The organism is Streptomyces cyaneofuscatus, assembly GCF_033109485.1.
In the GTDB taxonomy this organism is placed as follows: domain Bacteria; phylum Actinomycetota; class Actinomycetes; order Streptomycetales; family Streptomycetaceae; genus Streptomyces; species Streptomyces cyaneofuscatus.
The window spans coordinates 1808926-1821069 of the sequence record NZ_CP137002.1 but is presented as its reverse complement, the minus strand read 5'-3'; the positions used below and the strand labels follow the sequence as shown (position 1 = coordinate 1821069).

Annotated in this window: 12 protein-coding genes; 3 read left to right on the top strand and 9 right to left on the bottom strand. The window is 70.9% G+C overall.

Going from position 1 to position 12144, the window contains the following annotated elements:
- Positions 1 to 147: 147 nt before the first annotated feature.
- From R2B67_RS07495 to R2B67_RS07460, 8 genes are all read right to left on the bottom strand, one after another.
- On the bottom strand, positions 148 to 591 hold the full coding sequence (locus R2B67_RS07495) for a rhodanese-like domain-containing protein (protein WP_317824794.1): 444 nt from the start codon (positions 589 to 591) through the stop codon (positions 148 to 150).
- Between the two features lie 56 nt (positions 592 to 647).
- Entirely contained in the window at positions 648 to 1274 is a 627-nt protein-coding gene (locus tag R2B67_RS07490) for a cupin domain-containing protein (RefSeq protein ID WP_317817035.1), read from the bottom strand.
- A gap of 73 nt (positions 1275 to 1347) precedes the next feature.
- Positions 1348 to 1434 (bottom strand): putative leader peptide, encoded by an 87-nt coding sequence (locus R2B67_RS07485; RefSeq protein WP_311307652.1) that lies wholly within the window; start codon positions 1432 to 1434, stop codon positions 1348 to 1350.
- A 32-nt stretch (positions 1435 to 1466) separates the two neighbouring features.
- Positions 1467 to 3239, bottom strand: coding sequence for an FAD-dependent monooxygenase (locus R2B67_RS07480; protein WP_317817033.1), 1773 nt, complete (start codon positions 3237 to 3239; stop codon positions 1467 to 1469).
- A gap of 166 nt (positions 3240 to 3405) precedes the next feature.
- Complete coding sequence (locus R2B67_RS07475) at positions 3406 to 4350, bottom strand: amino acid ABC transporter permease (RefSeq protein WP_018516334.1); 945 nt, start codon at positions 4348 to 4350, stop codon at positions 3406 to 3408.
- On the bottom strand, positions 4347 to 4994 hold the full coding sequence (locus R2B67_RS07470) for an amino acid ABC transporter permease (RefSeq protein ID WP_317817031.1): 648 nt from the start codon (positions 4992 to 4994) through the stop codon (positions 4347 to 4349). Before R2B67_RS07470 ends, R2B67_RS07475 begins: the two co-directional genes overlap by 4 nt.
- A 155-nt stretch (positions 4995 to 5149) precedes the next feature.
- The gene (locus R2B67_RS07465; RefSeq protein WP_018516332.1) at positions 5150 to 6073 is read right to left on the bottom strand and encodes a glutamate ABC transporter substrate-binding protein; all 924 of its coding nucleotides are present in this window, start codon (positions 6071 to 6073) and stop codon (positions 5150 to 5152) included.
- Positions 6074 to 6119: 46 nt separating this feature from the next.
- A complete protein-coding gene (locus R2B67_RS07460; protein ID WP_030571273.1) occupies positions 6120 to 6905 on the bottom strand; it encodes an amino acid ABC transporter ATP-binding protein in 786 nt (261 codons plus the stop codon).
- A gap of 329 nt (positions 6906 to 7234) precedes the next feature.
- Here R2B67_RS07460 and R2B67_RS07455 point away from each other — a divergent pair, with 329 nt between their 5' ends.
- Positions 7235 to 7927 carry a response regulator transcription factor gene (locus R2B67_RS07455; RefSeq protein WP_317817028.1) on the top strand — a complete coding sequence of 231 codons (693 nt, stop codon included), beginning with the start codon at positions 7235 to 7237 and terminating at the stop codon, positions 7925 to 7927.
- Positions 7928 to 7945: 18 nt separating this feature from the next.
- A complete protein-coding gene (locus R2B67_RS07450) occupies positions 7946 to 9343 on the top strand; it encodes a sensor histidine kinase (RefSeq protein WP_237328256.1) in 1398 nt (465 codons plus the stop codon).
- A 30-nt stretch (positions 9344 to 9373) separates the two neighbouring features.
- Here the strand turns inward: R2B67_RS07450 and R2B67_RS07445 are convergent, their stop codons facing one another.
- Positions 9374 to 10372 (bottom strand): TAXI family TRAP transporter solute-binding subunit, encoded by a 999-nt coding sequence (locus tag R2B67_RS07445; protein WP_317817026.1) that lies wholly within the window; start codon positions 10370 to 10372, stop codon positions 9374 to 9376.
- A gap of 89 nt (positions 10373 to 10461) precedes the next feature.
- Between R2B67_RS07445 and miaB the strand changes: the two genes are divergently transcribed.
- A complete protein-coding gene (miaB, locus tag R2B67_RS07440) occupies positions 10462 to 11985 on the top strand; it encodes a tRNA (N6-isopentenyl adenosine(37)-C2)-methylthiotransferase MiaB (RefSeq protein WP_317817025.1) in 1524 nt (507 codons plus the stop codon).
- Positions 11986 to 12144 lie beyond the last annotated feature (159 nt).

The following is a 12144-nucleotide window of genomic DNA, read 5'->3' as shown; positions in this document are numbered from 1 at the left end:
GTCGGTCGCGCACGGTGATGGCTCCACCGGAGTGTGGCGTTCGGGTGTGTCCCGCCCGGAGATCAGACACGAGTGAGGGAGGGGGCGGCCACGTCACGCCCGTGGCCGCCCCCTCCCTCGCCGGCTCACCGGCTCACCAGCTCGGCATCAGCCGTCGGCGGCGCCCGGAGTGACGGGGAGGCCTGCCGCGCGCCACGCCTGGAAGCCGCCGATCAGATCGGTGGTCCGGTGCAGCCCGAGTTGCCGCAGCGACGCCACCGCGAGGCTCGACGCGTACCCCTCGTTGCAGATGACGACCACCGGGAGGTCGTGGCTCACCGCCTCGGCGGCGCGGTGGCTGCCCTGCGGATCGAGCCGCCACTCCAGCTCGTTGCGCTCCACGACCAGCGCGCCGGGGATGAGCCCGTCCCGGTCCCGGAGGGCCGCGTACCGGATGTCCACCAGCAGCGCCCCGTCCGTCGCCGCCGCGGCCGCCTCCTGCGGGCCGACCCGGTCGTAACCGGCCCGGACCCGCTCCAGCAGCTCGTCTATGCCCACCCGCTCCGAAGCGGCCACGCGCTGAGTCCCGCCCACGGGCTCGGCCCCGCCCAGGAGCTCAGTCCCGCCCACGCGCTCGGCCCCGTCTCCGCGCTCGGCCACGTCCCCGCTCACTGCCAGTCCTCCGGGCTCTCGGTCTGCTCCAGCCGGAGCACCGCCCCGATGCGGCTGAACCGGCGGATCCGCGGCAGCGGCGGGTAGTACGCGTGGACGGAGACGGCATGCACGCTGTCGGACTCGTTGAGGACCTCATGCACGTGGTTCTGGCCGAAGGCCCGGCCCTGACCGGCCGCCAGCTCCCGTGACCGGTCCACGCCTTCGTTCAGCTCCAGGGTCTTCCAGCCATCGGTGGGCAGCCGTACGGCCAGCGAGTGCTCCTTGAGGGTGCCGGACGCGGTGGTGAAGGCGCCGACCGAGTCGGCGTGGTCGTGCCAGCCCGTTCCGGTCCCCGGCGGCCAGCCGATCAGCCAGGCCTCGCTGCCACCGGGCCCGTCGAGCCGGACCCAGGTGCGGCCCTCCGGGTCGAGGGGGAGGGAGGCGATGAGCGCCTCGTCCTCGGCGGCGCGGCGCACGAAGTCGAGCAGCTCGGCGACCGTCGGGCCGGCGGAGACGGCACGGGCCGAGCCGACCCGCGCGGAGACAGCGGGAGCGGAGGCCACAGCCGCGACAGGAGAAGGAGCGGTGGCGGGAGAGGGTACGGAGGCAGCCGTGGGCACGGCGGGCGAGGGGGAAGACACAGGGACCGTCCTGGAAGTTCGCGCGAGGTGCCGGCCGTGCGGAAAGCGGCACGGACCGGCAGAGGAAGGCGATTCAGCAGGACGGGCGACACACGCAGCCCGCGTAACGGAGGAGGTCCATATGGACCCTCCGCCACAGGCGCACATCGGTGTCGGTCATGATCTGGAGTACACCATGTGCGCCCGTGACGGTCAATTGATCCTGGCGGACCGGTCGGCGTGAACCCGCTCGCGAGGCCCCGGCGCGCGCGCCGCCCTCCGCTCGCCGCCGCCGCTCTCGCCGTTCTCGTCGCTTTCCCCGTCCTCGTCCCCGCCCCCGGCCCCCGGCGTCCCGCCCAGCGCCGCCCGCGCCGCGGCCAGCAGCTCCGCGGGCCGGACGCCGGCGAAGGCGGCCACCAGGTGGCCGTCGGGCCGGACCAGCAGCACGGTGTGGGCCGACGCCTGCGGATAGCTCTCCGTGACCAGCAGTTCCGCCGGGGACGGCAGCGCCTCCACGGCCTCGACCAGGCGCGGCATGATGCCGGCGGTCAGCCAGTGCCGCCGGTCCCACACACCGGTCCCGGGCGCCACCAGGATCACCAGCGGATGCCCCTGCCCGAGCCGCTCCCGGAGCCGTACGGCCGTCCCGTCCGGTGCCGTCACCCCTACATCGGCGACCGGCGCACCGGGGGGCGTACCCACCGTGGTGTGCGCCTCCGCGTGCGGTGGTGCAAGGGGGGAGTGCGAGTACGAGGGGGGCGCACCGAGGGCTCCACGGCCCAGGTGCCCGTCGGCGAGCAGGGTGTCGTGGCCGCGGACCGTGCCCGGTACGAGGGTCCGCAGCCCGCCGCCGCCCCGCAGTATCGGCAGGGACTGGTCGGCGGCGCGCAGCCGGGCGGCGACCGCGGCCCGGCGCTCGGCCTGGTAGCTGTCGAGCAGCAGGTCGCCGCCACGGTGGTGCCAGGCGTGGGCGAGCTTCCAGGCCAGGTTCTCGGCGTCCCGGATCCCCTCGTCCAGGCCCTGGGTGCCGAGCGCCCCCAGCAGATGTGCCGCGTCGCCCGCCAGGAAGGCCCGCCGCACCCGCCAGCGCCGGGCGAGGCGGTGGTGGAGCGTGTGGACGCCGGTGTCGAGCAGCTCGTACGGAGGGGTCTTGCCGCACCAGCCGGCCAGGGTCTCCCGGATGCGGGCGATCAGGGCCTCCGGGGTGACCAGCTCGCCGCGCGGCGGGAGCAGCCAGTCCAGCCGCCAGACCCCGTCCGGCAACGGCCGCGCGCTGACCTCGGCACCCCCACCGCGCCACGGCGGCTGCCGGTGCAGCACGGCCTCGCCCGGCCAGGGCAGTTCGGCCCGGAGTGCGGCGACGGCGTGCCGTTCCACCGCCGTACGACCGGGAAACCTGATGTCCAGGAGCTTGCGCACCGTCGAGCGGGCGCCGTCGCAGCCGACCAGATAGCTGCCGCGCCACCAGGTAGTGCCGGGCCCCTTGGTGTGCACCGTGACGCCGTCCCGGTCCTGCTCCAGGGTGTCGACGCGGCTCTGCGGTACCAGCTTCACCAGCGGCTCCGCCGCGACCGCCGCGCGCAGGGCGGAGGCCAGCGCATGCTGCGGAATGTGCAGAGGGGCCGGCAGGGACGGCCCGCTCCGGGCGTCAGAGTCACCGGCGTCACCGAAGTCACGGACGTCCCCGGAGGTTCCCGTGTCATGGGGACCGTCGTGCCCCGGGCCCAGCGGCACATCGCGGACCAGCTGCTTCCGGCGCATCGAGCGCCACCCGCTCCACCGCAGCCCGTCCTTCTCCAGGTGGGCGGCGCCGAGGCGTTCGACCAGGTCGGCGGTGTCCTCACGCAGCACGACCGTGCGGGCGAGACGGACCTCCTCGGTGCCCGGTCCCTCGTCCAGGAGCACGCTCGGGACGCCCTGGGCGGCGAGGGCCAGCGACAGCGTCAGACCGACCGGTCCGGCGCCGACGACGATCACCGGGTCCACGGCGCGTGTCCTCCGGCCCGTACGGTCATGCGGAACGTGGCAGTGGAAGCCGGGTGCGTGATCACAGAACGTATGCAACCCACTGGGGGTGCTTGCGTCAAGTGACCGAGGCAGCGACGCGTGCGCCGCTGCCTCGAATGCTTCTGCCGGGAAAGACCGGTGGAGGTCAGTCCTTCGTCACTCCGGCCCCACCGGCACCGTCGAACCCGGTGCCCGCGCCCCCTGCGCCCCCCGCATCCGGGCCGAACGTGCCGGCCGTCGCGTCGATGGTTCCGGGGGCCTGGACGGCCGGCGCCACCGCGATGCCGGTCTTCGCGCGGCGGCCGCGCTTCTCGATCCAGGTCGCCAGCGACGAGAGCAGCAGACAGAGCACGATGTAGATCGTGCCGATGACGGCGATCGTCGAGACGTACGGGTACTGGCCGTTCACCAGCGTGTTGGAGGCGATCAGACGCGCGGTCTGGAGCAGCTCCGGGTACAGGATGATGAAGCCGAGCGAGGTGTCCTTGAGCGTCACCACCAGCTGGCTGATGATCGTCGGCAGCATCGACCGGACGGCCTGCGGCATCAGCACGGTGACCATGACCTGCGTCTTGCGCATGCCGAGCGCGTACGCGGCCTCGCTCTGGCCGCGCGGGACGGCGTTGACGCCGGCGCGCAGCACCTCGGCCTGGACGCAGCCGTTGTAGACGGACAGACCGGCCGCCAGCGCCCACATCGAGTAGTCGGTGAGGAAGCCGACCCAGATGGCGTAGATCGTGATCAGCAGCGGGAGCGAGCGGAACAGCTCGATGAAGGTGGTCGCCGCCCAGCGGACCGGCTTGTGGTCGGAGAGGCGTCCCACCGCGAGCAGTACACCGAGGACGAGCGAGCCGACCGCCGCCAGGCCGAAGGCCTTGAGGGTGGCGACGAGGGCGTCGGCGATGTTCTGCCGGATGCCCGCGTAGTTGAAGATGTCCCACATCGCCGGGGCCAGATGGCCCTTGTCGGCGAGGCGTATCAGACTGACGGCGATCAGGCCCACGATGGCGAGGGTGCCGACGACGGCGTAGATCCGGTTGCGGACGCGAGCCTTGGGCCCCGGGGCGTCGTAGAGAACGCTGGCGCTCATCGGGCGACCTCCATGCGACGCTCCAGCAGCCGGAAGAGGCCGCTGATGGTAAACGTGACCACCAGGTAGCCGAGGGCCACCCAGATGAAGACGGGGACGATGTCGTAACCCTTGTCGCTCATCAGCTTCTGCCAGCCGAAGAGCTCGGCGACGCTGAAGGCTCCGGCGATCGCGGAGTTCTTGGTGAGTGCGATGAAGATGCTGCTCAGCGGCGGGATGACGGTACGCGTCGCCTGCGGGAGCACCACGATGCTCAGGGTCTGGGAGAACGTCATGCCGATCGAGCGCGCGGCCTCGGCCTGGCCCAGCGGCACGGTGTTGATACCGGAGCGGACCGCTTCGCAGACGAACGAGGAGGTGTAGAAGCCGAGGGCCAGCGAGCCGAGGACGAAGGGGCTCATCCCCGGGAAGAGGATCTCCGGGACGACGAAGAAGAAGATCAGGAAGAGCAGCGTCAGCGGCGTGTTGCGCATCAGCGTCACCCAGGCGGTGCCGAAGAACCGCAGCGGTGGCACCGGCGAGACCCGGAACCCGGCGATGACGACACCGAGGACCAGGGCGATAACCGAGCTGACGGCGGTGATCGACACGGTTCCTATGAAGCCGTCGCGGAACTCTGGGAAATTGTCGAGCAGTACGTTCATGAGGTCTCCGCGTCGGCGGTCAGCGGCATCAGGGCAGGGGAAGGGGCGCCCCGTACGCCTGCCGTGCCCCTGAGGGGCGGTGGCGGCGTACGGGACGCCTGAGTCACACGAGGTGCGTCAGTGACGGGGCGTCAGCCGTCGGACGGCGGACGGTGTCAGTAGCGCTCGAGCGCCGGCGGCTCGGTGTAGGCCGAACCGGACAGGCCCAGCGTGGCCTCGTAGATCTTCTTGTACGTGCCGTCCTTGACGTGCTTGTCCAGCGAGTCGTTGATCGCGTCGCGCAGGACCTTGTCGTCCTTGTTCAGGCCGACACCGTAGGGCTCGTCGGTGAACGGCTTGCCGACGACCTTGAGCTTGCCGGGGTTGGCGGCCGCGTAGCCCTTGAGGATCGAGTCGTCCGTGGTCAGGGCGTCGACCTGCTTGGTCAGCACCTGCTGCACGCAGTCGGAGTACTTGGCCAGCTCGACGACGTTCGCGCCGTACTCCGGCTTCTTGATCTCCTGGAGCGGCGTGGAGCCGACGATCGAGCAGACCTTCTTGCCCTTCACCGAATCCTTGCCGGTGATGGAGTCGTCGTCCTTGCGGACCAGGAGGTCGGCGCCGGCCTTGTAGTACGGACCGGCGAAGCCGACCTGCTTCTTGCGCTCGTCGTTGATCGTGTACGTGCCGACGAAGTAGTCGACCTGGCCCTTGGAGATCGCCGTCTCACGGATGCCGGAGTCGACGGTCTTCCACTCGATCTGCTTGTCCGTGAAGCCGAGGTCCGCCGCGATCATCTTGGCGATCTCGATGTCGAAGCCGGAGCGCTCCTTGGTCGACTGGTCCTCGAATCCGAGGTAGGGCTGGTCGGCCTTGGCACCGATGATCAGCTTGCCGCGCTGCTTCGCCTTCTTGAAGACCGGCGAGTCCAGGGCGACGTCCTTGGCGACCTCGTACGTGGGCAGCGCGGGAGCCTCGGAGGCGCCGGGCTTGGTTCCGCCCGGTTTGTCACCGGCGGAACCCTCCTTGCCACCACACGCGGTCGCGGTCAGCGCGAGGACGGCGATGGCCGCGACGGCGGCCGACTTGCGGAGCTTCATGTGAGTTTTCCTTATGCCGTAGGTCGTTGTCGTCAGTCGTCGGACGTCAGTGGTGAAGGATCTTCGACAGGAAGTCCTTGGCCCGGTCGCTGCGCGGGTTGCTGAAGAACTGCTCGGGCGTGGCCTCTTCGACGATCTTGCCGTCCGCCATGAACACCACGCGGTTGGCGGCCGAGCGGGCGAAGCCCATCTCGTGGGTGACGACGATCATCGTCATCCCGTCCCGGGCCAGCTGCTGCATGACTTCGAGGACCTCGTTGATCATCTCCGGGTCGAGAGCCGACGTGGGCTCGTCGAAGAGCATGACCTTCGGGTCCATCGCCAACGCCCGTGCGATCGCGACACGTTGCTGCTGGCCACCGGAGAGCTGTGCCGGGTACTTGTCGGCCTGCACGCCGACGCCGACCCGGTCGAGAAGGGTCCGGGCCTTCTCCTCGGCGGCCTTCTTGTCTGTCTTGCGGACCTTGGTCTGGCCCAGCATGACGTTCTCCAGCACCGTCTTGTGTGCGAAGAGATTGAACGACTGGAAGACCATGCCCACGTCGGCGCGCAGCCGCGCCAGCTCCTTGCCCTCCTGGGGCAGGGGCTTGCCGTCGATCGAGATCGCACCCGAATCGATCGTCTCCAAGCGGTTGATCGTGCGGCACAGCGTGGACTTCCCGGACCCGGAGGGCCCGATGACGACCACGACCTCGCCACGGGCGATGGTCAGGTCGATGTCCTGGAGCACATGCAGCGCGCCGAAGTGCTTGTTGACGTCGCTCAGTACGACAAGGTCGTCGCCCGCAGGCGCGGCATTCTCGGCGGCCTTGGTCACTGAAACTCCGCTCATCGGCTTCTTGCTCCGTCCTCCTCGGGTGCCAAGGACACTAATGACGCGGTGCGACCAGCGTCATTACATCTGAGCGGAAATTGAGCATAACGATCCGGCGGCAACCGGACACTCCGCGTGAAGGGGACGCCACGCGCAGCGCCGGGGCGTACCGGGTGCATAACGGAAACCCTGCTGTAACCGGCAACCTCTTGACTGACATACCTGTCATCGGAGTGGATGCCCTGTGCGGCAGAAGAACGTGAAGCGCCGCTGAACGGAATGTTTCGGCCAAACCCCGAAGATCGAGGGGGACGGCCCGAAGAGCCAGGGAGACGGAGAGGAGGGTCATGAGACTGCTGCTCGTCGAGGACGACGACCACGTCGCGGCGGCCCTGTCCGCCGTGCTCGCCCGGCACGGGTTCCAGGTCGCGCACGCCCGCAACGGCGAAGAGGCGCTGCGCGCGCTGCTGCCCGCGGAGAAGGAGTCCTTCGGGGTCATCCTCCTCGACCTCGGCCTGCCCGACCAGGACGGCTACGAGGTGTGCGGCAAGATCCGCAAGCGCACCGCCACCCCGGTGATCATGGTGACCGCCCGGGCCGACGTCCGCTCCCGCATCCACGGGCTCAACCTCGGCGCCGACGACTACGTCACCAAGCCCTACGACACCGGCGAGCTGCTCGCCCGTATCCACGCGGTCGCCCGGCGCACCACCAGCGGCGAGGACACCGCCCCGACGCCGGTCGCCGCCCTGCGCCTGGGGCCCGTCGCGATCGAGCTGCCCACCCGCCGCGTCAGCGTCGACGGCACCGAAGTCCAGCTCACCCGCAAGGAGTTCGACCTCCTGGCCCTCCTCGCGCAGCGGCCCGGCGTGGTCTTCCGCCGCGAGCAGATCATCAGCGAGGTCTGGCGCACCAGCTGGGAGGGGACCGGACGCACCCTGGAGGTGCACGTGGCATCCCTGCGCTCCAAGCTGCGGCTGCCCGCCCTCATCGAGACCGTGCGGGGCGTCGGCTACCGGCTCGTCGCGCCGTCCGCGTAACGGGCCGGTACGTCCCCGGTGCGCACCCGTCTCCTTCCGCTGCTCATCACCCTCATGGCGGCCGTCCTGCTCACCCTCGGCTTTCCGCTCGCGGTGAGCGTGGCCGCCGCCGAGCAGCAGCGCCTGGTCATCGACCGGATCGACGACACCGCCCGCTTCGCGGCCCTCGCCCAGCCCATCACGGACACCGTCCCGGCCCACGACGAGCGCCGCCTGACGCTCGCCACCGACCTGGAGGTCTACGCCTCCGTGTACGGGATCCGGGCCGGCGTCTTCTACCGCAACGACCTGGCCCTGGCGAAGGCCCCGGGCACCTGGATGCTGCCCGCCGAGGGAGAGGGGCGCACGGCCTTCAGCGAGGCGCTGCTCGGCCGCCGTTCGCACGACCCCCCGCAGGTCTGGCCCTGGCAGGACGGCCGCGTCGTCGTCGCCTCGCCCGTCGTGCGCGACGGGGACGTGGTGGCCGTGGTCGTCATCGACTCGCCCACCGACGAGATGCGCTCCCGGATCCTGCGGACCTGGCTGCTGATCGCGGTCGGCGAGGCCCTGGCCATGCTGGTCGCGGTCGGCGCCGCCGTCCGGCTCACCGGCTGGGTCCTGCTGCCGGTACGGGTCCTGGACGCGGCCACCCACGACATCGCCGTCGGCCGGATGCGCTCACGGGTCGCCGCCGCCGGAGGCCCCCCGGAGCTGCGGCGGCTGGCCCGGTCCTTCAACGAGATGGCCGACAACGTCGAGGACGTCCTGGAACAGCAGCGCGCCTTCGTCGCCGACGCCTCGCACCAGCTGCGCAACCCGCTCGCCGCGCTCCTGCTGCGCATCGAGCTCCTCGCCCTGGAACTGCCCGAGGGCAACGAGGAGATCGCCGCCGTACGCACCGAGGGCAAGCGGCTGGCCCGGGTCCTGGACGACCTGCTCGACCTGGCCCTGGCCGAACACGCCGAGGCCGACCTCCAGCTGACCGACATCGTCCCGCTCACCGCCGAGCGCGTCGCCTCCTGGCGCCCGATGGCGGACGGGAAGGGCGTGCGCCTCATCCAGGACGGGGCCCCGGCCGCCACCGCCTGGGCCGACCCGGTGGCCCTCTCCAGCGCGCTGGACGCCGTCATCGACAACGCTTTGAAGTTCACCCCGGCCGGTGAGGACGTACGGGTCACGGTCACCCCGGGAGCCACCGCGACGACCGTCGTGGTCGCCGACCGGGGACCCGGGCTCACCGATCAGGAGCTGGAGCGCGTCGGTGACCGCTTCTGGCGCAGCGCCCGCCACCAGAACGTGAGCGGGTCGGGACTCGGCCTGTCCATCTCGCGCGTGCTGCTCGCGGCGGGCGGGAGCTCCATCACGTACGAGCGCCACGAGCCGCACGGCCTGCGGGTCACCGTCTCGGTGCCGCGCGAACTGCCGCACGCGCCCTGAAGTCCTCCAGCACCTGCCGGAGGGCCCGGCTCAGGGCTTGACCGAGCGGTAGTAGCGCTTGGCGCCCTCGTGCACTTCCAGCGGGTCCGTGTAGATCGCCGTCCGCAGGTCCACCAGCTGCGCGGCGTGCACCTCGCGGCCGATCCGGTCCCGGCTGTTGATCACGGTACGGGTGAACGCCTCGGTCATGGCCGGATCCGTACGGTCCGTGGTGATGAGCAGATTGGCGACGGCGACCGTGGGGACCGAGACACCGCGCTGGGCGAAGCGGTACGCGTCGGCGGGCATCGTGGCCGACCGGTAGTAGCGGGCGGAGCCGCCCTTCGACTGCAACTTCTTGATCAGGTTCTGGTTCAGCGGGACCAGCTTGATCGCGAACCGCTCCGAGAGCTCCTGCACCGCCCCGGTCGGCAGCCCGCCGGACCAGAAGAAGGCGTCGAGGTCCCCGGTGACCAGCCGGTTCGGCATGGTGTTGATCCCCGCCGACACTGCGGTCAGGTCCTGCGTCGGATGGATGTCCGCCGCGTTCAGCAGCCGGTTCGCGACCAGCCGGACACCGGAGCCCTCCTGGCCGACGCCGACCCGCTTGCCCCGCAGATCGGCCACGCTCGCGATGTCGGAGTCGCGCGGGACGACCAGCTGGACGTAGTCGTCGTAGAGCCGCACACAGCCCCGGAGCAGGTGGGCGCCGGGCCTGCCGTCGCGTACGTAGGTGGCCACGGCGTCGGCGGTGGCGATGGTGAAGTCGGCCTTGCCCGTCGCCACCCGCGCGAGGTTCTGCTGGGACCCCTCGCTGGTGAGGAGCTTTATCGACACCTCGGGCATGTCCTTGGCAAGGGCGCCTTCCAGCCGTTCCCCGTACCGCTGGTAGACACCGCTCGGCACCCCCGTGGAGAAGGTCAGCGTCCCGCTCGGCGTCCGCTCGCCCAGGGGGAGGAGCCACCACGCGAGCAGCCCGAGCACGACCGCGAGCACGGCGCCCGTCTGAAGGGTGCGTCGTCGGCCGAATCGGGACAGAGCGTGGAACATGCGCGCGATCCTGCCAGCTCACCGCCCCCCTGACCAGGCCCGGCCGGGCAGGGACCGGGGCGCGCCCGGCTACCGCCTACCCTGGTCACATGAGCAGCGGCAACCGGAGCGAAGAAGCAGTGGACGTCCAGAAGAGCTACGAGGTGCGCACCTACGGGTGCCAGATGAACGTCCACGACTCCGAACGGCTGTCGGGTCTCCTGGAGGACGCCGGTTACGTACGGGCCCCCGAGGGCGCCGACGGCGACGCCGACGTCGTCGTCTTCAACACCTGCGCGGTGCGCGAGAACGCCGACAACAAGCTCTACGGCAACCTCGGCCGGCTCGCCCCGATGAAGACCAAGCGCCCCGGCATGCAGATCGCCGTCGGCGGCTGCCTCGCCCAGAAGGACCGCGACACCATCGTCAAGCGGGCCCCCTGGGTGGACGTCGTCTTCGGTACGCACAACATCGGCAAGCTGCCCGTGCTGCTGGAGCGCGCCCGGATCCAGGAGGAGGCGCAGATCGAGATCGCCGAATCCCTGGAGGCCTTCCCCTCCACGCTCCCCACCCGCCGCGAGTCCGCCTACGCCGCGTGGGTCTCCATCTCCGTCGGCTGCAACAACACCTGCACCTTCTGCATCGTCCCGGCGCTGCGCGGCAAGGAGAAGGACCGCCGCACCGGCGACATCCTGGCCGAGATCGAGGCCCTGGTCGCCGAGGGCGTGTCCGAGATCACCCTGCTCGGCCAGAACGTCAACGCGTACGGCTCCGACATCGGCGACCGCGAGGCCTTCTCCAAGCTGCTGCGCGCCTGCGGGAAGATCGAGGGCCTGGAGCGCGTCCGCTTCACCTCCCCGCACCCCCGCGACTTCACCGACGACGTCATCGCCGCCATGGCCGAGACGCCGAACGTGATGCCGCAGCTCCACATGCCGATGCAGTCCGGCTCGGACAGCATCCTGAAGGCGATGCGCCGCTCCTACCGTCAGGAGCGCTTCCTCGGCATCATCGAGAAGGTGCGCGCCGCGATGCCGGACGCCGCCATCTCCACCGACATCATCGTGGGCTTCCCCGGCGAGACCGAGGAGGACTTCGAGCAGACCATGCACGCGGTCCGCGAGGCCCGTTTCGCCAACGCGTTCACCTTCCAGTATTCGAAGCGCCCCGGGACCCCGGCCGCCGACATGGACGGCCAGATCCCCAAGGAGGTCGTGCAGGAGCGGTACATGCGCCTGTCCGCCCTCCAGGAGCAGATCTCCTGGGACGAGAACAAGAAACAGGTCGGCCGCACCCTGGAGGTCATGGTGGCCGAGGGCGAGGGCCGCAAGGACGGCGCCACCCACCGTCTCTCTGGCCGAGCCCCCGACAACCGCCTGGTCCACTTCACCAAGCCCGCCCAGGACGTGCGCCCCGGCGACGTGGTGACCGTGGAGATCACCTACGCCGCCCCGCACCACCTGCTCGCCGAGGGCATCCCGCTCGCGGTACGGGGCACCCGCGCGGGCGACGCCTGGGAGAAGCGCACCACGGCGCCGGCCGCCAAGCCGGCCGGCGTGATGCTCGGCCTCCCGTCCATCGGCGCCCCGGACCCGCTCCCGGCCGCCGCGGTCCCGGCCTGCGGCATCGGCTGACGGCTCCGGCCGACGGCATCGGCTCCGGCTGACGGCTCCGGCTCTGGCTCTGGCTGACGGCTCGGTCCGACGGCTTCGGCCCCGGTTCCGGCCGACGGCTCCGGTGCCGGTTCCGGTGTCGGTTCCGGCCGACCGGTCCGTACGAGGGGTTCCGCGCCC

Bases quoted from the DNA above. Each gene is read 5' to 3' on its own strand.
- miaB (WP_317817025.1), top strand. From the start codon at position 10,462: ATGAGCAGCGGCAACCGGAGCGAAGAAGCAGTGGACGTCCAGAAGAGC.
- R2B67_RS07445 (WP_317817026.1), bottom strand. From the start codon at position 10,372: ATGTTCCACGCTCTGTCCCGATTCGGCCGACGACGCACCCTTCAGACG.
- R2B67_RS07465 (WP_018516332.1), bottom strand. From the start codon at position 6,073: ATGAAGCTCCGCAAGTCGGCCGCCGTCGCGGCCATCGCCGTCCTCGCG.
- R2B67_RS07475 (WP_018516334.1), bottom strand. From the start codon at position 4,350: ATGAGCGCCAGCGTTCTCTACGACGCCCCGGGGCCCAAGGCTCGCGTC.
- R2B67_RS07485 (WP_311307652.1), bottom strand. From the start codon at position 1,434: ATGACCGACACCGATGTGCGCCTGTGGCGGAGGGTCCATATGGACCTC.
- R2B67_RS07470 (WP_317817031.1), bottom strand. From the start codon at position 4,994: ATGAACGTACTGCTCGACAATTTCCCAGAGTTCCGCGACGGCTTCATA.
- R2B67_RS07455 (WP_317817028.1), top strand. From the start codon at position 7,235: ATGAGACTGCTGCTCGTCGAGGACGACGACCACGTCGCGGCGGCCCTG.
- R2B67_RS07460 (WP_030571273.1), bottom strand. From the start codon at position 6,905: ATGAGCGGAGTTTCAGTGACCAAGGCCGCCGAGAATGCCGCGCCTGCG.